The following is a 20,734-nucleotide window of genomic DNA, read 5'->3' on the forward strand; positions in this document are numbered from 1 at the left end:
CGCGACCGGCTCGGCGCGGTGCTCACTCCCGGAGCTTGCGGCGCAGGGCTGCCGCGTCCGGCGCGCCGAGTTCCTCGTAGACGGCGAGGGCCTGCCGCCAGACCACCCGGCCGTCCTGGCGGCGCCCGGCCGTCCGCAGTGCGTCGCCGAGCCGGTGCAGGCTGGCCGCGTGGTACCAGCGGTCGTCGAGGTCCCGGTAGATCTCGGCGGCCCGCCGGTACTGGGCGATCGCCGCGCCGTGCCGGCCCAGTTGGCTGTGCGCGGTCGCGGCGGCCTGCAAGGCCCGGGCCTCGCCCCGGCGGTGCCCCATCGACCGGAAGATCTCCAGGGACTCCGTGATCACTGGTACCGCCTCGGCGGGCCGGCCGGCGACGGTCAGGGTCAGCGCGATCTGGTAGAGCGAGATCGACATGTTTCCGGTCTCGCCGTGCGCCCGTTCCAGCGCGTACGCCTGCCGGCTGCACCGCAGCGAGCGCAGGTGCTCACCGGCGTCCCGGTACGCGGCGCCGAGGTTGCTCAGCACCGTCGCGATGCCTGCCGGGTCGTCCACCTCCCGGAAGATCTCCAGGGCCCGCTGGTGCGTCCGCACCGCCAGCCCGGTCTGCCGGGTCGACCGGTAGGCGGTGCCGATGCCGCTGAGCATGTGTGCCTGGCCGATCCGGTCACCGGTCCGCTCGGCGGCGCGGAGTCCGGCCCGGTGGGTGCGGATCAGCTCCGCCCAGGCCCGGGTCAGGTGCAGGTGGACCCAGGTGGCGTAGGCGAGGCGCCAGCAGAGGTCGTCGAAGCCGCGCGCCTGCGCGAGTTCCACGGCGGCGATCAGGTTGTGCCGCTCGGTCCCGTACCACTCCCGCGCCTGCCGCTCGGCGGAGAAGGTCAGCGGTGCGACGTCCGGCGGTACTCCCGGCACCGGCACCGTCACCTCGGACTCGCTCGGCTGGAGCAGCGGCCGGGCGTTCAGGGCGCTGCGGGTCAGCCATTCGACCAGCCGGCGTTGACTGGCGTCGCGCAGTGCGGGCGGGTCCTGCTCGGCGGTGAGTTCGGCGGCGTACGCGTAGAGCAGGTCGTGCACCACGAACCGGTCCGGGGCGTGCTCGCTGACCAGGTGCGCGGCGGCGAGTTCGTCGAGCGGCGGCCGGCTGCGCGGCTCGTCGACCCCGGCCAGGGTGGCGGCGGCCGGTGCGGAGAGCTCCGGGGTGGGGTGCAGGCCGAGCCGCCGGAACAGCCGGGCGGCCGGCGTGCCGAGGGTCCGGTGCGACCACGAGAAGACCGCGCGTACGTCCACCGCCGTGTCCGGGCTGGCGAACCTGTCCAGCCCGTCCCCGGCCTCGGCCAGTTGCCGGTGCAGCGCCGCCAGCGGGAAGTCGGGGCGGGCGACGGCCCGGGCGGCGACGATGGCCAGGGCCAGCGGCAGCCGGCCGCACGCCTCGACGATCCGGTCCACCGCCTCGGGTTCGGCGTCGATCCGTTGCCGGCCGAGCCGGGCGGCGAGCATCTGCCGGGCCTGGCACGTGGTGAACGGGTCCAGCCGGACCGACCGGGCCCCCTCGGTCACCACCAGCGCGGATAGTTCGTTGCGGCTGGTGATCAGCACGAAGGATCCGGTGCCGCCGGGCAGCAGCGGCCGGACCTGCTCGGCGTCGCCCGCGTTGTCCAGCACGATCAGCATCCGGCGGCCGTCCATCAGGGACCGGTACAGCCCGGTCTGCCCGTCGAGGTCGGCGGGGATCTGCGCGGTGGGCAGCCCGAGCGCACGCAGGAAGAGCGTCAGCGCGTGCTCGGGGGTCACCGTGGCCCGGTCGTCGTAGCCGCGCAGGTTGACCCAGAGCTGCCCGTCGGGGAAGGACTCCGCGACCCGCCGGGACCAGTGCAGCGCCAGCGCGGTCTTGCCGACCCCGGCCGTACCGTTCAGGACCAGGATGCCGGGGGCGCCACCGGGGCGGAGGTCGCGGGTGTGCAGCAGGGTGTGCAGCCGGTCCACCTCGGCGCTCCGGCCGGCGAAGCCGGAGACGTCCGGCGGCAGCTGCCGGGGTACCGGCGGCAGCCCCACCGCCTCGGCGGGTGCCGTCGGGGTGCCGGCGAGCACCTGGGCGTGCAGTCGCTGGAACTCCTCGCCGGGGTCGAGCCCCAGCTCCTCGGCCAGGTGCCGGCAACCCTGGTGGTAGGCGTCCAGCGCCTCGGCCCGGCGCCCGCTGCGGTGCAGTGCGGTGACCAGTTGCAGCCACAGCCGTTCCCGCAGCCGGTCCCGGGCGGTCAGCCCGCGCAACTCCTCGACGAGTTCGGCGTACCGGCCGAGCCGCAGGTCCACGTCGATCCGCCGCTCCAGCGTACGGAGTCGCTGTTCCCGCAGGCCGGGGACGCTCTCCCGATGCAGCAGTTCGGACGGTACGTCGCAGAGCGGATCGCCGCGCCACTGCCGCAGCGCGGCGCGCAGCGCCGTCGACTCGCCGTCCGGATCGCAGCGCCGGGCCGCCCGGTCGGCCGCCAGCAGCCAGTGCCGGAACCGCCCCAGGTCGACGAGATCGTCGCCGGCCTCGATCAGATAGCCGTCGGAACCGGTGCTGATCAGTGGTGGCGAGCCCGCCTCTTCGAGCAGTGCCCGCAGCCGGGTGACGTACAACTGCGCCGCCCGGCGAGGATTGTCCGGCTGCCGGTCGTCCCAGATCGCCTCGGTCAGCCGTCCGACCGAGACGAGCCGGCCCGGCTCCAGCAGCAGTGTCGCCAGCAGTGTCCGGCACTTCGGCGACCGGATCGGCACCGGCCGGCCGTCCACCCGCACGTCGATGGGCCCGAGCAGCCCGAATTCCACCCCGTTGACCATCGCCCTCTCCGCCCCCGCGTCTTCGACAGGCTGACACAACAGCGGGCAATCGGAAATACGCAGCCTGACGTACACATACAGGGTCGCGGGAACAGACAATATCGGTTTACCGACGCGACGGAGATCAATTCCTGAATCGGTTGCGCAATTCCGCAATGCAATGGCGAATCGCCCGGGGCACGGCGGCGTCAAGGGGGGCCGGGCCGCCCGACGGTGATGCCGGCGCCCGGTTCGGTCAGGGCGTGGAAGACGACGCCGAGCCGCTCGACGTACCGGCGGTAGGTGTCGTAGCGCTGCTGAAGGAAGAAGTCCCGGGCGTGACCGTCATGGACCGGCAGCACCGCACCGGGTTGGAGTTGGGCGACGAATCCGGCCACCGCGCGTTCGGTCAGGAAGGGCGCCGTCACGGGTACCGCCGCCACCGCGACACCCCGGTGGGCCAGCAGCCCGGGGTGCAGCGAGTCGCCGCAGTGCAGCAGTACTCCGCCGACCAGGTAGGCGGTGTTGGCCGGGGTGTGGTCGTCGAGGATCGGCTCGTGGTCGGCGGGAACGGCGTCGAGCCGGAGTGCCCCGATCCGGTACTCGCCCGCCTCCACCACCGTCACGTCGAGTCCGTACCCGCGCAGCGCCTGCGCGGTTTCCCGGTTGCCGAGCAGTCGCGCACCGGTCCGGTGCACGATCTCGACCAGCGCCGCCGGGTCGGCGTGGTCCGGGTGGTGGTGGGTGAGGGCGACGGCGTCGAGCCGGCCGAAGTCCTCCGGGCGTACCCGGCCCTCGGCAAAGCTGAACCGGCCGGGATCGATCAGCAGCCGCACCCCGGCCTCCTCGACGAGCAGGCACGAGTGCAGGTACTTCGCGACCCTCAACCGCCGGCTCCGTTCCCCGGGTGTCCCGGCGGGCTACCCCCGGAACTCGGCGGGCAAACCCGGAATCGGCTGGGCCGAATGCCTCAACCGAGCCCGACGACGTGGTTCTCCCAGGCCCAGGCCGCGATCTCGACCCGGTTGCGCAGCCCCAGCTTGGACTGGATGCCGGAGAGGTGACTCTTGACCGTGCTGATCGAGATGAACAGCTCGGCGGCGATCTCGGCGTTGGTACGCCCCCGGGCGATGGCCCGGACCACCTGGAGCTCCCGTTCGGAGAGGGCCCGGGCGGCCCGCCCGCTGCCGGGTGCCCCGATGCTGCGCAGGTGGCGCAGGAGTCGCACGGTGACCGAGGGCGAGACCAGGGCGTCACCGGCGTGCGCGGCCCGGACCGCCTCGACCAGCAGCGCCGGGCCGGCGTCCTTGAGTACGAAGCCGACGGCTCCGCCGCGCAGTGCGCCGTAGAGGTACTCGTCGAGGTCGAAGGTGGTGACCACGACCACCCGGAGTGGATCGGGGACGTCGGGGCCGGCCAGCGCGCGGGTCACCTCGATGCCGTCGAGCCGCGGCATCCTGATGTCGACGAGGCTGACGTCCGGGCGCAGCCGTCGGGCGAGCGCGACCGCCTGCCCGCCGTCCGAGGCCTCGGCGACCACGTCGATGTCGGGCTGGTCCTCGAGGATGAGCCGCAGGCCGCTGCGTACCATCGCCTGGTCGTCGGCGAGCAGCACCCGGATGGTCATCGACGGCTCCCGGCCGGTACGGGCACGGTGGCGCGTACCGCCCAGCCGACGTCGGGACCCGGCCCGGCCCGAAAGGTGCCGCCGAGCGCTTCGAGACGCTCCCGCATACCGATCAGCCCGTAGCCGGCACGGTGCGGGTAGCGGGTCGCGGCCGGCGGGGCGTCGTCGACGACTTCGACGGTGACGGCTGTCCGGTCCCGGTCGACGGTCACCGTGACCGAGCGGGCGTGTGGGGCGTGCCGGGCGACGTTGGTCAGCGACTCCCGTACCACCCGGTGCACCGTAGTGGTCACCTCGGGCGGCCACGTCGAGGTCTCCTCGCCGTCCGGCAGCCGCAGCCGTACCGCCGGCCCGTGGCCCTCGAAGCGCCGGACCAGCTCGCCGAGGTGTTCGGGATTGGGGCTGGTCGGGGCGGCGTCGTCGGTGTCGCGCAGCAGTCCGACCACCCGGCGCATCGCGGCCAGCGCGTCCGACCCGGCCGACTCGATGCCGGCCAGGGCCGCGCCGGCCCGCTCGGGATGCCGGCGGGCGACGATCTGCGCCGCCTGGGCCTGCACCACGATGCCGGTGATGTGGTGGGCGACGACGTCGTGCAGTTCCCTGGCCAGTTCCAGCCGCTCGTCCCGGCGTACCCGATCGGCCACGGCCCGGCGGCGGGCGGCCAGCAGCCGTAGACCCGGCCCGACCGTCAGCGCGGCGAGCCAGCCCAGGGCGTTCAGCCCGGGGACGCCGCCGACGACGGTGCCGGAGGGTGGGAAGGCGAGATGGGCCCCGACCACGATGCCCAGTCCGGCGACCGCGATCGCGCCGGCCGACCGTACCGGGAGTCTCCGGACCGCCGAACCCACCAGCACGGAGAGGGCGAGGGCCGAGGCGGGGCCGGGCTCGGCGGGCAGTCCGGCGGCCCGGGCGACCACGATGGCGACGGCCGCGACGGCGAGGCCGGCGACCGCGGCCCCGAGCCGGTGCCGCCGCCGCGTCAGGGCGAGGCCGCAGACGACCGCTCCGGCGGCGCAGCCGAAGAGCCAGTAGTGGCCACCCCAGCTCGCGGCGAGCGCGGTCGCCGTGCTCAGCAGGGCGGCGCCGAAGAGGATGCCGAGCCCGGCGTCGGCGGCGACCCGGGCCCGACCGGCCAGCCGGTTCGCGACGTTCACGCCGGTCAGGCTACGGAATTGAGCCGGGGCGCCGAACCGGCCGAAAGTACGGTCGCGGGTGCGGCCGGGCTAGAGCTTCCGGCCGACCCCGGCGGCGACCTTGAGCATGGTCGGCGCGGCATTCTCGTCCGGCCACCACTGTTGCAGGTCGACGACGCCGGGCGAGAGCAGCTCGAAGCCGTCGAAGAACCGTTCGATCTCTTCCCGGCGCCGGAACGTCATCGGCGCGGGGGAGTTGGCCGAAATCTCCTCCAGTTTCGCCTTGGCCGCCGGGTCGCTGCCGTCGGTGCAGAACTGCGAGATGCAGACGTAGCTGCCGGGAGCCAACCGCTCGCGGAACCGCGCGACCAGCGCCGCCGGGTCCTCGGCGTCGGTGACCAGGTGGAACAGGCCGATGAAGAGCAGCAGTACCGGCTCGTCGAAGTTGATCAGCCGCTGCACCTGCGGGTCGTCGAGGAGTTCGTCCGGTTGGCGTACGTCGGCCTGGATCGAGGCCACGTTCTCGTCGGTGGCCAGCAGGGCCCGGTTGTGGATGAAGACGATCGGGTCGTTGTCCACGTAGACCACCCGGGCGTCCGGGGTGATGGCCCGGGCGGTCTCGTGCACGTTGGGCGCGGTGGGGATGCCGGCGCCCACGTCGAGGAACTGCTTGATGCCGGCGTCGGCGCACATCTGGGTGACCCGGAGCAGGAACCTCCGCTGCGCCCTGCCGAGAGCGGGCAGGTCCGGGGCGAGCGCGATGACCTGCTTGGCGGCCTCCCGGTCCACCGCGAAGTTGTCCTTGCCGCCGAGCACGTAGTCGTAGGCGCGGGCGTGGCTCATCTGCGTGGTGTCGATACCGGACGGCACGGAGTCCTGGTTGGTCACGAGCACTCCCGGAAGTGGGGTCGAGGGCTGCGGACGGCGCGCTGATCTTAGCCCGCCCGGGACCGGAAACACGCTCAGGGGCGGCGGGAAAGGGGTTCCCCGGCCGGTCCGGGTGAGGTCACAGTTCGGTGACCACCAGGTCGAGCTGACGCGGGCGGCCGGCGACCGCCGGCTGCTCCTCGACGGTGTACTTCAGGTCGCGCAGCGCCTCGACCAGCCGGCCGGTCGACCGGGGTGCCGCGCCGGCCAGCAGTAGGTCGCGGACCAGCCGACCCTTGCTGGCCTTGTTGAAGTGGCTCACCACCGAGCGTCGGAGCTCACCGGCGACCACCTGCTCGTGCAGCACCCGGACCGTCACGGTGCGCTCGGCCAGCCGGCCGGTGGGCCGCCACATCGGCGCGTACCCGCTGGAGCGGAGGTCGAGCACGGGCCCGCCGCCGGCCGCCTCGGTGAGCACCGGGTCGAGCAGCCCGCGCCAGTACGCCGCGAGCCCGCCCAGCCCGGGCAGGTTCACCCCGATCGCGCAGCGGTACGCCGGGATCCGGTCGTCCATCCGGAGCGCGCCCCAGAGCCCGGAGAAGACGAGTACGGAGCGTCGGGCCCGCGCCCGGGCCGGACCGGGCAGGGTGCCGAAGCCGAGCGCGTCGTAGAGCACCCCGGTGTAGACCTTGGCCGCCGGCTGCGCCGCAGCGGTGCGCAGCCGGGCGTTGCGGTCCAGTTCCTCGTCCTGCCCCGGGCTGAGTCCGAGCACCTCCCTGGCCCGGTCCCGGTCCGGTCCGGCGCAGAGCGCGACGAGCGCGTCGAGGACGCGTTCCCGGCCGGGGTTGAGCGCCGGCAGGCTGAGCGTGTCCGGGTTCACCGGCCGGCCGGAGCGGGGCGCGGTCTTCCCCTCCGACGGGGGCAGCAGGATCAGCACGACCAGCAAGCCTACGCAGGTGGCCGGCGGTCGCGTACGGGGTGTGCCGGGCGGCGGAGCCCCGTACGCGTACCGGTCGGAGCGGCCGGTCAGGCCACCTTGCCGAGCGCGTGCTGGGCGAGCAGTTCGCCGTGCTTGCCGGCCGAGGTGTGCCCGGCTTCGAGGTTCTGTCGGGCCAGGTCCCGCAGCGGCTCCATCGCCGGGGTGACCTCGGCCAGGGTCAACTCGACCTCGCTGACGTGCAGGTCCAGTTCGAGTATGTCCCCGAAGAAGCGGCGGTAGTACGGCGTGGCGTGGTCCCAGCCCTCCCGTGGGGTACCCGGACCGTAGCCGCCGCCCCGGGTGACGATCAGCGCCGCCGGCCGGCCGCGCAGCGGCGACGCCTGGCCGGGCGCCAGTCGGGGGTCGGTGAGCAGGATGTCGATCCAGGATTTGACGTGCTGGGACACGCCGTAGTTGTAGAGCGGCACGGCGAGCAGGTAGGCGTCGGCGGCGACGAGTTCGTCGACGTAGCTGGCGGCGAGGGCGGCGGCCCGGAGTTGCGCCTCGCCGCGCTGGTCGGCCGGGACGAATCCGGCGCTGACCGCCGTGGTCCAGGCGTCGACCGGTACCGGTGAGGCGGCCAGGTCGCGGCGGATGACCGACCCGGACGGGTGGGTACGGGTCCAGGCCGCCTCGGCGGTGTCGGCGACGGCCCGGCTGACGGACTGCTCGCCGCGGATGCTGGCGTCGAGTCGGAACAGGCTCACTCTTACCTCCAGGATGTTCTGTGGTCCCGACCAAGTTAGCCGCAGATAAGTTGTAATGCAGCACAACTGTGATCCAGATTATCTTTGCGCAAACACTTCTGCTTCACAGAACATCTATCGGGCGATGATCTTCTTGACGGGTATGCTGGTCACGTGTCCGACGCCGCAGCTCCCGCGCCTTCCGCCGCACGTCCCGAGGACGGCGGCGGTCGGATCGCGGCGGAGTTGCTCAAGGACGACTTCGCCTGGGCGCTCGGCGTGATCATGAGGCGCTACCTCCGCGCGGCGGAGGAGATCGTCAAGGACGTGCCCGGTGGCCCCCGGGGCTACCAGGTCGTCGCCTCGGCGAGCCAGAACCTGGCGACCAACCAGGGTGCGATGGCCGCCCAGCTCGGCATCGACCGGACGGTCCTCACCTACCTGATCGACGACCTGGAGACCGCCGGACTGGTCTCCCGGCAACCCGACCCGGCCGACCGGCGCAGCCGCCGGGTCGTCGCCACCGAGGCCGGCAGGGCGCTCTGGCAGGACCGGCAGGCCGCGCTGGCCGGTGCCGAGGCCGAGATCCTCGGCGTACTCGGCCGGGACGAGTCGGCCTTCAAGGAGCTGCTGCAACGCGTGGCGATCCACGCCGACCGGCTCGACCCGATGCACAACGCCTGCCAGGTGGTCGAGGAGCTGCACGAGCAGGAGAACCGGAGCCGCCGCCGGCGCTGACCGCGCCCTCTCGGCCTCGCGCGGCCCTGTTCGCCTTCCCCACATCGACTTCCGTCAGATCGTGCTGAGTCGATATGGTGGCGCCACGTGTCCGGTACGGGGGAGGGACCATGCGCCATCGCGTTGGCACAGCCATGTCCAGATCGTTCGCCGCCGCCCTGGCGGCCGGGGTGCTGACGGCGGGAGGCGTGCTGGTCGGCACGGCGCCGGCCGTCGCCGCGCCACCCGGCCGGCGGGTCGAGAACGGCGCCACCCAGCCCGTCTTCGCCAGGGACGCGGCGATCCAGGAGACCGTCTACGTCAACTCCGGAATGGACAGTGACGGGGACGGTGCGACGGACCGGATCGCCGTGCAGGTGATCCGGCCCGAGGAGACCGAGGCCGGGCTCCAGGTCGCCACCGTGATGCACGCCAGCCCGTACTTCGGGGACGGCACCGCGCCGCGCGGCGACCTGATCGTCCCGGCGCACTTCACCGCCTGGTACGACGACTATTTCGTGCCGCGCGGCTACGCCGTCGTCGAGGTCGACATGCAGGGGACCGCCGGGTCGGACGGCTGCGCCACCATCGGCGGCCCGGAGGACGTCCGCAGTGCGAGCGCCGCCATCGACTGGCTGAACGGCCGCGCCACCGCGAGCTACTCCGACGGTACGCCCGCGGTCGCCGACTGGAGCACCGGTGCGGTCGGCATGATCGGTGTCTCGTACGCCGGCACCCTGCCGATCGCCGTCGCCGAGACCGGCATCGAGGGGTTGGAGACGATCGTCCCGATCGCCAGCATCTCCGCCTGGTACGACTACGCCCGCGCCCAGGGCATCGCGTACGGCGGCTTCGGCAGCCGCTACCCGGAGTCCCTGGCCCGGTACGTCTCCTCGCCCGCGCACGACGCCGAGTGCGACGCCCGGTACACCGCGCTCGGCAACTCGGCCGACGACGCCACCGCCGACATGAACGCCTTCTGGCAGCAGCGCGACTACCGGGACGGGGCGGCCTCGGTGGACGCCTCGGTCTTCCTGGTGCACGGCCAGCAGGACAACAACACCAAGACCACCCACTTCGGCCGGTACTGGGATGCCATCGCCGCCCAGGGCGTGCCGCGCAAGTTGTGGCTGCACGACGGCGGGCACGTCGACCCGTTCGGCAGCGACCTGGTGGGGCGGGACACCGTGGGCCGCTGGATGGACCACTGGCTCTACGACATCGCCAACGGGATCATGAACGAGCCGCAGGCCACCATCAAGCGGCCCGGCGGCACGACGAGCACCTATCCGAGCTGGCCGGGGACGGTCACCTCGACCAACTACCACCTCGGCGGGCCGGGCGGTGGCGCCGCCGGGACCCTGCTCACCGCGCCCGGCCCGGCGGTCAGCCAGTCGTTCACCGACAGTCGGGGCCAGCTCGAGTACGCGATGACCAGCCAGCCGGAGACGGCCAAGCCGAACCGGCTGGTCTATCTCGCCCCGGCGTCGACCACCGCCCGGCGCCTCGCCGGGGCCGGCACGGTCGAGGTGCGGTTCAGCGCGACCTCGACGAGTACCCCGTTGACCGCCGTGCTGGTGCACTACACCGACGGGGTACCGACCCGGGTGGTGAGCCGGGGCGCCATCGACACCAAGAACCGCAGCTCGCTGACGACCGGTACCCCGCTGACGCCGGGTACCGCCTACACGGTGACGATCCGGCTGGAGCCGAAGGACTACGTCTTCCCGGTCGGCAGCCGGATCGGGCTGGTGCTCGTCGCCAACCACGGTGAATACCTGACCACCGACTCGCTGGCGGCCGGGGTCACCGTGCAGCTCTCGCCGAGCCGGCTCACCCTGCCGCTGACGAACTGAGGGAGCTTCGCGGGCCGGCCGGCGGCGTGGATGTGTCTGAGCGTGGTGACACCCTGGCACCATGGTGCCACGGTGTCACCACGCTCGAGCAGGATGTCGGGCTCGCCGCCGTCCCGGGCCATCCGACACCGGGGGTACGGGATGCAGAGCGGCGGCGCCCGTCCTACCGTGGGGTGATCGCCTACCGGAAGGTGCCGCGTGCCTGTTCAGGAGTGGTTTCTCAGCGCGGCGGAGCGGGACAACCCCGACTCCGCCCTCCCCGCCTGGACCGACGGCAACCTGGCCGAGCCGCTGATCCACGGCGCCACCTACTTCGACCGGCTCGCCACCGAGGTCGAGGCACTCGAAGCGGGTGACTACGTCTTCTTCACCGACTGGCGCGGCGACCCGGACGAGCGGCTGCGCGACGACGGCCCCACCATCGTCGAGCTGCTCTCCGACGCCGCCCGGCGCGGCGTGGTCGTCAAGGGCCTGATCTGGCGCTCCCACCTCGACCGGTTCGCCTACAGCGAGGAGGAGAACCGGCACCTCGGCGAGGAGGTCGAGGCGGCCGGCGGCGAGGTACTGCTCGACCAGCGGGTCCGGCGCGGCGGCTCGCACCACCAGAAGCTGGTCGTACTCCGGCATCCCGGCCGGCCGGAGCGGGACATCGCGTTCGCCGGCGGCATCGACCTGTGCCACAGCCGGCGCGACGACGCCGACCATCGGGGCGACCCGCAGGCCGTGCGGATGGCCAGGGCGTACGGCGACCGCCCGCCCTGGCACGACGTGCAGCTCGCGCTCCGCGGCCCGGTCGTCGGCGCGCTCGACCTCACCTTCCGGGAGCGCTGGACCGACCCGGCGCCGCTGGACCAGCACGGGCCGATCAGCACCGTACGCGACAAGCTCGACGGCGCCGACCTGCACGCCGACCGGCTACCGCCGCAGCCGCCCGACCCGCCGGCCTGCGGACCGCACCGGATCCAGGTGCTCCGGACCTATCCGGCGATGCGTCCGGCCTACGGCTTCGCGAAGCTCGGCGAGCAGACGATCGCCCGTGGCTACACCAAGGCGATCAAGCGGGCCCGCCGGCTGGTCTACCTGGAGGACCAGTATCTCTGGTCCCGGGAGGTGGCGAAGCTCTTCGCCGACGCGCTACGCGAGAACCCCGACCTGCACCTGGTCGCCGTCGTGCCCCGGCATCCGGACGTGGACGGCCGGTTCGCACTGCCACCCAACCAGGTAGGCCGGGAGCAGGCCATCGCACTCTGCCGGGAGGCCGCCGCCGACCGGGTGCACGTGTACGACGTGGAGAACCACGCCGGCACCCCCGTCTACGTGCACGCGAAGGTCTGCGTGGTGGACGACGTCTGGTGCAGCATCGGCAGCGACAACTTCAACCGGCGCTCCTGGACCCACGACAGCGAACTCTCCTGCGCCGTCCTGGACGACACCCGCGACGAGCGGGAGCCGCGCGACCCGGCCGGCCTCGGCGACGGCGCCCGCCGGTTCCCCCGTGACCTGCGGCTGGCCCTGCTCCGCGAGCACCTGGACCGGGCGCCCGGCGACGACGACGACCTTCTCGACCCGGACTCGGCGGTCGACGCCGTCGAATCCGCCGCGAACGCGCTGCGGGACTGGCACGCGGGCGGCCGGCGGGGTCCCCGGCCACCGGGACGGCTGGTCCCGCACGAGACGAGCCGCCTGCCGTGGCACCAGCGGCTCTGGGCGGTCCCGACGTACCGGCTGGTCTACGATCCGGACGGTCGGACCTGGCGGGACCGGCGCGCCGGCAACTGGTAGACCGGGACGGGGCGGACGGAGGTCGGCAGGTGGGGACCGGGCACGACGACCTGCTCGTCGCGGCGGCGCGGGACGGCGACGAGTCCGCGTTCACGACCCTGGTGGAGCGGCACCGGCGGGAGCTGCGGGTGCACTGCTACCGGATGCTCGGCTCCTACCACGACGCCGAAGACCTGGTGCAGGAGACGTTCCTGCGCGCGTGGAAGAACATCGCCGGCTTCCAGGGCCGCGCCACGATCCGGGCCTGGCTCTACCGGATCGCCACCAACGCCTGCCTGGACGCGCTCGACGGCCGGACCCGTCGGATGCTCCCGCACCACCTGAGCGGCCCGTCGAACCCGGACGACGACCTGGCGCCGCCCACCGACATCCACTGGCTCCAGCCGTTCCCGGACCGGCTGTGGGAGCCGGCCGCGCCGAGCGAGACCGAACCGGACGCCGTGGCGGTCACCCGGGAGACGATCGAGCTGGCGTTCCTGGCCGCGATCCAGCACCTGCCGCCGCGACAGCGGGCCGTACTGATCCTGCGGGACGTGCTCGGCTGGCCGGCCAGCCAGACCGCGACCCTGCTCGACAACTCCGTGGCGTCGGTGAACAGCGCCCTGCAACGGGCCAGGGCCACGATTCGGGAGCACCTGCCGGAGCGCCGCCTCGACTGGGCGCCCACGGCGGCACCCAGCGAGGAGGAGCGGGCGGTGCTGCGCCGCTACGTCGACGCGCTGGAGCGTGCCGACCTGGCCACGGTGGCCGAGCTGCTGGCCGAGGACGTCCGGACGACGATGCCGCCGTACCCGACCTGGTTCCGGGGGCGGGAGTCGGTGCTGCGGGCGCTGGCGACGAGCTGGGATCCGGCACTGCCGGGGTACGTCGGCCGGTTCCGGACCCTGCCGACCCGGGCGAACGGGCGCCCCGCGGTGGCCACGTACGTCCGGCGGCCCGGAGAACCCGACCACCGGCCGTTCGCGATCTCCGTGTTCTGGTTCGGGGGCGGTCAGATCACCGAGATCGTCGCGTTCCACGACCCCGGGCTGTTTCCGGCGTTCGCGCTGCCTCCGTCGCTGCCAGGCCACCGATGAGTTTCCGGCCGGCCGGCCGTCGCAACGGGGAGAGTGAGAGCCAAGCGATCCGGAGGTAACCCGTGGCCACGTTCCTTTACTCGGCGAGCATGTCCCTGGACGGCTTCATCGCCGGCCCCGGAGGTGACATGTCCTGGTTGACCAGGCACCTCGGGCCGAACCCGACGATCGACGACCTGATCGGCAGGGTGGGCGCCATCCTCGCCGGCAACCGCAGCTACGGCGGCGACGACCCGTACCGGGACACGCCGCAGCAGGGCGAGGCGTTCGGCGGCGGGTGGAGCGGGCCGCAGTTCGTGCTGACCCACCGCCCGCCGGAGCGACCGGTCCCGGGGGTCACCTTCGTCGGTGACCTGGCGAGCGCGGTCGCCGCCGCCGGTGCCGCCGCCGGGAACGGGTACGTCAACGTCCTCGGCGCCGACGTCGCCCGGCAGTGCCTCGCCGCCGGGGTACTGGACGAGGTCCTGGTCTGTGTCGTGCCGGTCCTGCTCGGCGACGGTACCCGGCTCTTCGCCGAGCCGGGCGGCGCCGACGTCCGGCTCGAACGGATCGGCGTGACCGAGGCGGCGTTGGTCACCAACCTCTGGTACCGGGTCGCCCGCTGAGCCGACCCGCCCGGATGTGCCCGGCACACTCGCCGGGCACACCGGGCGGGTCGGGGTACGGCTCGGTTCAGCCGACCGGGTTGAGCAGTTCGGCGCTGCCCTCGAAGGCGTACAGCAGCAGGTCGACCATCCGGAACGTCTCGTCGTCCGGTCCGAGCGTCGGCCGCCAGGTCGGGTCACGCAGGATCGAGATCCGGCTCCCCTCGATGGCCCGGTGGAACACCTCGGCGACGATCCGCGCACCGACACCGTCGAGCCGGCCGCCGTTGAACTCCGCCTCGCGCAGGATGTAGAACCACAGCGGCGTGTTGGTGGTCAGCTCGGCCTTCTGCTCGTCGCTCAGCCCGTCCAGGACGGCCCCGTCCAGCCCGCTCAGGATCTCGTCGCCCTTGAGCGGTACCAGGTCGAAGAGCTGCGCCATCTGCTGACCGCTGGCCAGCCGCACCATCACGGCCCGGGTGAGGTTGCGGAAGGCGAGGTTCAACTCGATCGGCGGCGGCGCCTCCTGGCCGCCGAACGATCCGAGCGGCAGGTTGCGCAGCGGGTCCACCAGTCGGGTGTCGATCCGCTGGGTCAGGTTGAGCTGCCGCTGCCCGGGATCGTTCTCGTCCCGCCGGACGACCGCGACCAGGTCGTCCCGGCCCGCCTCGGTGAAGTCGTACAGCCGGCGGAAGTCGGCGATCCAGTTGGTGGGCAGCCGCTCGAACGACCCCGACTCCGGATCGGCGACGGTACCGTCCGGCGAGAGGATGCCGCTGGTGCCGGAGAACTGGAAGAGCAGTTCCAGGGTGCCCGGCGCCAGCACGCCCGGCAGGCCGGAGGTGTTGAAGACGCGGTTCCAGTCGTACACGGCACGGATCATGCTGTGTCCGAGCCGGTAGGCCGCGACGGAGAACTCGATCGGCATCGTCGGCCGGTCGCCCGGCTGCACGGCCCGGTCCCGTCGCCGGGAGCCGTAGCCGGGGGAGACCTCGAAGAACCTGCGGCCCCGGCTGAACACGTCGTCGACGACGTCCGGCGAGACGATCCGGGGCAGGAAGTCGTGCACCAGCAGCCACTGGTAGTGCTTCACCACCACCGAGCGGGCCGCCCGGAACAGCGCCGGTCCGGCGAGTCCGCCCTCGGCCAACTGGTCGACCACCCGGTTGTGGAACCGGATGAACGCCAGGTGGGTCTGTGCGACGACCAGGTTCTCGTCGTTGCGGGCGTCCGGGATCAGCGCCGCCCGCCGCTCCCGCTTGCTCGACCCGAGCCCGGACCGGGGCAGGTCGAAACCGTCCCGGTCCTGGTTGACCACCGGGTCGTCGCCGGCGACCGCCGCCGTGGTGCCGGTCTTGAGGTGTACGCCGTCAGCCGCGTAGAAGACCCGGTCGTGCTTGTCCCCGGGCCCACGGCCGTAGAGCGAGTCCAGGTCCAGCGCCGGGGAGCGGCCCTGGAGCAGCTCGTCGACGGAGACGTCCTCGCCCAGCGCGGCGGCGGTGTTGTCCATGGTCAGGTCGTGGTCCACGAACTGGCCGAGGTACGTGTACCCGGCCGGAACGGCCGGGTCGGCCGAGTCGGCGTTCGCACCGGCGACCATCGCCTCGGCGACGGCGGTGCGGGTCGGCTCGGAGAGTGCCCGACCCTCCGGGCCGAGCCGGGAGAACCGGAACTTGCGCAGTTCGGCGGTTGTCGACGGGCGGCGGGTGCTCGGTTCGTGATTGTCGTCGAAAAGGAGCAGGCCCTCGCCCTCGACGAGGTAGTCCTCCCGCATGTGCCGTTTCATTCGTCGTTCCTCCCTCGTGGTGACCGGCATCCGGACCCGGTTCGGCTGACGGGGGAGGGATGTGCACGACAGGCACGTACGCACGACGACGGAACGCGTCCGCTCGGCCTGGACCCCCGTGAACGTCCGCGATCGGCGCGGACCAGCCGACCCGGCCCGGTGCCCCATGCCGGTCTCAGTCGACTTAGGGCCAAGAGTCCGCAGCGTCACCGGGGTCGTCCACATAGTGTCGAGCATGCGACGTAAGTCGGGCCGTACTGTCACGCAGAGCCAACAGACCCGTTACGGTAAGCGATTTCTTCGCTCCCGCTGAATGTCCCCTGTGGACTAGCTGTCCCGCTCCCGCAACGGGTACGGGATGAAGGTGCTGCGGTTCTCGTCGAGGTCGAGTTGCCGACCGATGGGTTGGGCGGCCCGCTGCGGGCAGGTCATCCGCTCGCAGGTCCGGCAACCCGGCCCGATCGGGGTGGCCGCCTCGGTGGCGTGCAGGTCCATCCCGGCGGAGTAGACGAGCCGGCCGGCGTGCCGGGTCTCGCAACCCAGCCCGATCGCGAAGGTCTTGCCGGGCTGGCCGTACCCGCCGTGGTGCCGGGTGACCGTGCGGGCGATCCAGAGATAGCGCTGGCCGTCGGGCATCGCCGCCACCTGGGTCATCACCCGGCCCGGCGCGCCGAACGCCTCGTACACGTTCCAGAGTGGACACGTCCCGCCCGAGCGGGAGAACGGGAAGCCGGTCGCCGACTGGCGCTTGGACATGTTGCCGGCCCGGTCCACCCGGACGAACGAGAACGGCACCCCGCGCGCCCTCGGGCGTTGCAGCGTGCTCAGCCGGTGGCAGACGCTCTCCCAGCCCATCGCGAAGTGGTCGGTCAGCAGTTCGATGTCATAGCGCATCGTCTCGGCCGCGGTGAGGAACTCCCGGTACGGCAGCACGAGCGCGGCGGCGAAATAGTTCGCCAATCCGACCCGCATCAGGATCTGCGTCTGAAGGTCGGCGACGTTTTCCGCCTCGATGATTTCGTCGATGACGTCGGCGAATTCCAGAAGTGCGATCTGGGCGCCCATCCGGATCGCCCGCTGGCCCGAGCGCAGCGACGTCGACAGGTGCAGGGTGCGGGTCTCCGGCCGGTAGCGGTGCAGGTCGCCGGCGAGCGAGTCGGGGTCCTGCCGGACTATCCGGACGCCGTGCCGGCCGGCCAGCCGGTCGCTCAGCGCGGCCCGGGTCTCGCCCCGGCGGATCCCGATCTGCGCCGCCAGCGCCTCGGCCGCCTCGTCCAGCTCCGGGACGTAGTTCTGTCGCCGGTAGAAGAAGTCGCTGACCTGGTCGTGCGGGCTGCGACCCGGCACCAGCTCGCGGTCGCCGAGCACCTCGGCGAGCTGGTCGTCGACCTGCCGGTAGCGCCGGTAGAGGTCGATCACCGCCTCGGCCACCTCGGGCAGCTTGCCGGCGAGTTCCGTGAGGTCGGGCAGGCTGGCCCGGGTCGGCAGCGCCTCGCGCAGCTCGGCGACCAGCCGGGGCGTGTCGTGCGGCGCGAAGTAGGCGGTGTCGACGCCGAAGACCTCGGTGATCCGGATCAGCACCGGGACGGTCAGCGGGCGGGAGTCGTGCTCGATCTGGTTGAGATAGCTGGGCGAGATGGCGAGCTGCCGGGCCAGCTCGATCTGGTTGATGCCGTGCTCCTCGCGCAGCCGGCGCAGCCGCGCACCCGCGAACGTCTTGGCCACGGCGCCTCCCTCCGCCCGGATCCCGTCACATTAACACAACTGTAAAGAAGCACATTCACAACTTCGCAGAATGGGGATCCGACTTTTCAATAGTTGGCTGTTTCCGTGTCTCGACCCGTCGGCGGAGAGCGTGCCACAGTTTCGCCAAGTCCTGATTGGCGGCGAGTTGCCGACCGTCGACCCCAACCTCGGAGGAGACTTCCATGAGCACGCCGGCAGAGCGGTTGCGTACCGAATGGGCCACCGACCCGCGTTGGCGGGGCGTCGAGCGGGCCTACGACGCGGACGAGGTCGTCCGGCTGCGTGGCGTCGTACAGGAGCAGCACACCCTCGCCGACCGGGGGGCGCGGCGGCTGTGGGAGCTGCTGCACCGGGAGGACTTCGTGCCGGCGCTCGGCGCGCTCACCGGCAACCAGGCGGTGCAGATGGTCCGGGCCGGGCTGAAGTCGATCTACCTCTCCGGCTGGCAGGTCGCCGCCGACGCCAACCTCTCCGGGCACACCTACCCGGACCAGAGCCTCTACCCGGCCAACTCCGTCCCGGCGGTGGTGCGCCGGATCAACAACGCGCTGCTGCGCGCCGGTCAGATCGAGACCGCCGAGGGTCGCCGTACCGAGGGCGACGACGCCGGGATCGACTGGCTCGCCCCGATCGTCGCCGACGCCGAGGCCGGGTTCGGCGGGCCGCTGAACGCGTACGAGCTGATGACCGCGATGATCGTGGCCGGCGCCGCCGGGGTGCACTGGGAGGACCAGCTCGCCTCGGAGAAGAAGTGCGGGCACCTCGGCGGCAAGGTGCTGGTACCGACCGGGCAGCACATCCGGACCCTCAACGCCGCCCGGCTCGCCGCCGACGTGGCCGGCGTCCCCTCGGTGATCATCGCGCGTACCGACGCGCAGGCGGCGACGCTGCTCACCACCGACGTCGACGAGCGGGACCGGCCCTTCGTCACCGGCGAGCGGACCGCTGAGGGCTTCTACCGGGTGCGCAACGGCTTCGACGCCTGTGTGGCCCGGGGACTCGCCTACGCCCCGCACGCCGACCTGCTCTGGATGGAGACCAGCACCCCGGACCTGGAGCTGGCCCGCCGGTTCGCCGAGGAGATCAAGGCCGTCTACCCGGACCAGATGCTGGCCTACAACTGCTCGCCGTCGTTCAACTGGCGCCGGCACCTCGACGACGCCACCATCGCCAAGTTCCAACGGGAACTCGGGCACATGGGCTACCGCTTCCAGTTCATCACCCTGGCCGGGTTCCACGCGCTCAACTACTCGATGTTCGACCTGGCCCGGGGCTACGCCACCGAGGGCATGCCGGCGTACGTGTCGTTGCAGGAGCGGGAGTTCGCCGCCGAGGCGTACGGCTACACGGCGGTCAAGCACCAGCGCGAGGTCGGCACCGGCTACTTCGACCTGGTCAGTACGGTGCTGAACCCGGCCGCCGAGACCACCGCGCTGCGCGGTTCGACCGAGGAGGAACAGTTCGCATGAGAATCCACGTCACCGGGCCGCTGTGGGAGCGCTACGAGGAGATCCTCAGCCCCAAGGCGCTGGACTTCCTGGTCGCGCTCGACAGCGAGTTCGCGGCCCGCCGGGTGGCCCTGCTGGACACCCGGCGGGCCCGCCGGGCCCGCTACGCCGAGGGTCAGCTCCCCGGCTTCCTGCCCGAGACCGAGGCGATCCGGGCCGACCCGAGCTGGCGGGTGGCGCCGCCGGCACCGGGCCTGCACGACCGGCGGGTCGAGATCACCGGCCCGACCGACCGGAAGATGACGGTCAACGCCCTCAACTCCGGTGCGAAGGTCTGGCTGGCCGACTTCGAGGACGCGCTCGCGCCGACCTGGGACAACGTGATCGGCGGCCAGCTCAACCTGGTCGACGCGATCGACCGGCGGATCGACTTCACCGCGCCCGGCGGCAAGCGCTACGTCCTCGGCGACGACCTCGCCACCATCGTCGTCCGGCCGCGCGGCTGGCACCTGGTGGAGAAGCACATCGTGGTCGACGGGCGGGCGATCTCGGCCAGCCTGGTCGACTTCGGGCTCTACCTCTTCCACTGCGCCGGGCGGCAGCTCGACGCCGGCAGCGGCCCGTACTTCTACCTGCCGAAGCTGGAGAGCCACCGTGAGGCACGGCTCTGGAACGACGTCTTCCGGTTCGCGCAGAACTGGCTCGGCATCCCGCAGGGGACCATCCGGGCAACCGTGCTGATCGAGACCGTCACCGCCGCGTTCGAGATGGACGAGATCCTGTACGAACTCCGCGAGCACTGCGCGGGGCTGAACGCCGGACGGTGGGACTACATCTTCAGCATCGTCAAGAACTTCGGCTGGCGCGACGACTTCGTACTCCCGGACCGGGGCGACGTGACGATGACGGTGCCGTTCATGCGGGCGTACACCGAACTGCTGGTCCAGACCTGTCACCGGCGCGGCGCGCACGCGATCGGCGGGATGGCCGCCTTCATCCCGAGCCGCGACCCGGCGGTGAACGCGGTCGCCCTCGGCAAGGTCCGGGGCGACAAGGAGCGTGAGGCCGCCGACGGGTTCGACGGCTCCTGGGTGGCCCACCCCGGCCTCGTCCCGGTCTGCCGGGACGCCTTCGACGCGGTGCTCGGCGACCGGCCGCACCAGCTCGACCGGCGCCGCCCCGAGGTCACTGTCGGCGCGGACGACCTGCTGTCGGTGGACCGGACGCCGGGCCGGGTGACCGGCGTGGGGCTGCGCGGCAACGTGGCGGTGGCGCTGCGCTACTTCGACGCCTGGCTCGGCGGCACCGGCGCGGCGGCCATCTTCGACCTGATGGAGGACGCCGCCACCGCCGAGATCGCCCGCTGTCAGGTGTGGCAGTGGCTGCACCACGCGACGCCGCTGGCCGAGGGCGGCCGGGTCACCGAGGAACTGGTCCGGTCGATCCTGGTCGAGGAGGTGACGCGGCTGAACGCGGAACGGTCGGTGTCGGAACGGGACCGGCTGACCCGGGCGGCGGAGATCTTCGTCCGGGTCGCGCTCGGCGAGGAGTTGCCGGCCTTCTTCACCACCGAGGCGTACGCCCGGCACCTGGTGACGGCGCAGCAGTCGCGCGGTACCGCCCGGACGGGCGTGGCGATGGCGGCATAGC

General features: G+C 72.4%; 16 protein-coding genes. 7 read left to right on the plus strand and 9 right to left on the minus strand.

Annotated elements, in window-relative coordinates:
* Window positions 1-22 precede the first annotated feature (22 nt).
* The 7 genes from C6361_RS22175 to C6361_RS22205 form a co-directional block, all read right to left on the minus strand.
* Window positions 23-2,818, minus strand: a complete 2,796-nt coding sequence (locus tag C6361_RS22175; RefSeq protein WP_107268876.1) for a BTAD domain-containing putative transcriptional regulator — start codon at window positions 2,816-2,818, stop codon at window positions 23-25.
* Window positions 2,819-3,006: 188 nt separating this feature from the next.
* On the minus strand, window positions 3,007-3,684 hold the full coding sequence (locus tag C6361_RS22180) for an MBL fold metallo-hydrolase (RefSeq protein WP_107268877.1): 678 nt from the start codon (window positions 3,682-3,684) through the stop codon (window positions 3,007-3,009).
* 83 nt (window positions 3,685-3,767) lie between these two features.
* Window positions 3,768-4,424 carry a response regulator transcription factor gene (locus tag C6361_RS22185; protein ID WP_107268878.1) on the minus strand — a complete coding sequence of 219 codons (657 nt, stop codon included), beginning with the start codon at window positions 4,422-4,424 and terminating at the stop codon, window positions 3,768-3,770.
* Window positions 4,421-5,578, minus strand: coding sequence for a sensor histidine kinase (locus C6361_RS22190; RefSeq protein ID WP_234358948.1), 1,158 nt, complete (start codon window positions 5,576-5,578; stop codon window positions 4,421-4,423). The genes C6361_RS22185 and C6361_RS22190 overlap by 4 nt, the downstream gene beginning before the upstream one ends.
* A 69-nt stretch (window positions 5,579-5,647) precedes the next feature.
* Window positions 5,648-6,445, minus strand: a complete 798-nt coding sequence (locus C6361_RS22195) for an SAM-dependent methyltransferase (RefSeq protein WP_159079425.1) — start codon at window positions 6,443-6,445, stop codon at window positions 5,648-5,650.
* 118 nt (window positions 6,446-6,563) lie between these two features.
* A complete protein-coding gene (yaaA, locus tag C6361_RS22200; protein ID WP_107271108.1) occupies window positions 6,564-7,361 on the minus strand; it encodes a peroxide stress protein YaaA in 798 nt (265 codons plus the stop codon).
* Window positions 7,362-7,450: 89 nt separating this feature from the next.
* Complete coding sequence (locus C6361_RS22205) at window positions 7,451-8,110, minus strand: FMN-dependent NADH-azoreductase (RefSeq protein WP_107268880.1); 660 nt, start codon at window positions 8,108-8,110, stop codon at window positions 7,451-7,453.
* A gap of 153 nt (window positions 8,111-8,263) precedes the next feature.
* Between C6361_RS22205 and C6361_RS22210 the strand changes: the two genes are divergently transcribed.
* From C6361_RS22210 to C6361_RS22230, 5 genes are all read left to right on the plus strand, one after another.
* A complete protein-coding gene (locus C6361_RS22210) occupies window positions 8,264-8,827 on the plus strand; it encodes a MarR family winged helix-turn-helix transcriptional regulator (RefSeq protein ID WP_234358949.1) in 564 nt (187 codons plus the stop codon).
* A gap of 134 nt (window positions 8,828-8,961) precedes the next feature.
* A complete protein-coding gene (locus tag C6361_RS22215) occupies window positions 8,962-10,662 on the plus strand; it encodes a CocE/NonD family hydrolase (protein ID WP_107268881.1) in 1,701 nt (566 codons plus the stop codon).
* A gap of 198 nt (window positions 10,663-10,860) precedes the next feature.
* Window positions 10,861-12,444, plus strand: coding sequence for a phospholipase D-like domain-containing protein (locus C6361_RS22220; RefSeq protein WP_107268882.1), 1,584 nt, complete (start codon window positions 10,861-10,863; stop codon window positions 12,442-12,444).
* Between the two features lie 29 nt (window positions 12,445-12,473).
* Window positions 12,474-13,520 carry a sigma-70 family RNA polymerase sigma factor gene (locus C6361_RS22225; RefSeq protein ID WP_107268883.1) on the plus strand — a complete coding sequence of 349 codons (1,047 nt, stop codon included), beginning with the start codon at window positions 12,474-12,476 and terminating at the stop codon, window positions 13,518-13,520.
* Between the two features lie 62 nt (window positions 13,521-13,582).
* Window positions 13,583-14,125, plus strand: coding sequence for a dihydrofolate reductase family protein (locus C6361_RS22230; protein WP_107258946.1), 543 nt, complete (start codon window positions 13,583-13,585; stop codon window positions 14,123-14,125).
* 67 nt (window positions 14,126-14,192) lie between these two features.
* Here C6361_RS22230 and C6361_RS22235 read toward each other — a convergent pair whose 3' ends face one another.
* Window positions 14,193-15,890 (minus strand): heme peroxidase family protein, encoded by a 1,698-nt coding sequence (locus C6361_RS22235; RefSeq protein ID WP_107258947.1) that lies wholly within the window; start codon window positions 15,888-15,890, stop codon window positions 14,193-14,195.
* Between the two features lie 327 nt (window positions 15,891-16,217).
* Window positions 16,218-17,615, minus strand: a complete 1,398-nt coding sequence (locus tag C6361_RS22240) for a short-chain fatty acyl-CoA regulator family protein (RefSeq protein ID WP_107268884.1) — start codon at window positions 17,613-17,615, stop codon at window positions 16,218-16,220.
* A 203-nt stretch (window positions 17,616-17,818) separates the two neighbouring features.
* Between C6361_RS22240 and aceA the strand changes: the two genes are divergently transcribed.
* Both aceA and aceB read left to right on the plus strand, forming a co-directional pair.
* On the plus strand, window positions 17,819-19,105 hold the full coding sequence (aceA, locus tag C6361_RS22245) for an isocitrate lyase (protein ID WP_107258949.1): 1,287 nt from the start codon (window positions 17,819-17,821) through the stop codon (window positions 19,103-19,105).
* Window positions 19,102-20,733, plus strand: a complete 1,632-nt coding sequence (gene aceB / locus C6361_RS22250; protein ID WP_107268885.1) for a malate synthase A — start codon at window positions 19,102-19,104, stop codon at window positions 20,731-20,733. The genes aceA and aceB overlap by 4 nt, the downstream gene beginning before the upstream one ends.
* Window position 20,734: the final 1 nt, after the last annotated feature.

Origin of the sequence: Plantactinospora sp. BC1 (assembly GCF_003030345.1) — a bacterium.
GTDB lineage: Bacteria > Actinomycetota > Actinomycetes > Mycobacteriales > Micromonosporaceae > Plantactinospora.

Excerpts from the sequence above, each read along its gene's own strand:
- C6361_RS22175 (WP_107268876.1), bottom strand. The coding sequence starts at position 2,818 with ATGGTCAACGGGGTGGAATTCGGGCTGCTCGGGCCCATCGACGTGCGG.
- C6361_RS22185 (WP_107268878.1), bottom strand. The coding sequence starts at position 4,424 with ATGACCATCCGGGTGCTGCTCGCCGACGACCAGGCGATGGTACGCAGC.
- C6361_RS22215 (WP_107268881.1), top strand. The coding sequence starts at position 8,962 with ATGTCCAGATCGTTCGCCGCCGCCCTGGCGGCCGGGGTGCTGACGGCG.
- C6361_RS22235 (WP_107258947.1), bottom strand. The coding sequence starts at position 15,890 with ATGAAACGGCACATGCGGGAGGACTACCTCGTCGAGGGCGAGGGCCTG.
- aceA (WP_107258949.1), top strand. The coding sequence starts at position 17,819 with ATGAGCACGCCGGCAGAGCGGTTGCGTACCGAATGGGCCACCGACCCG.
- aceB (WP_107268885.1), top strand. The coding sequence starts at position 19,102 with ATGAGAATCCACGTCACCGGGCCGCTGTGGGAGCGCTACGAGGAGATC.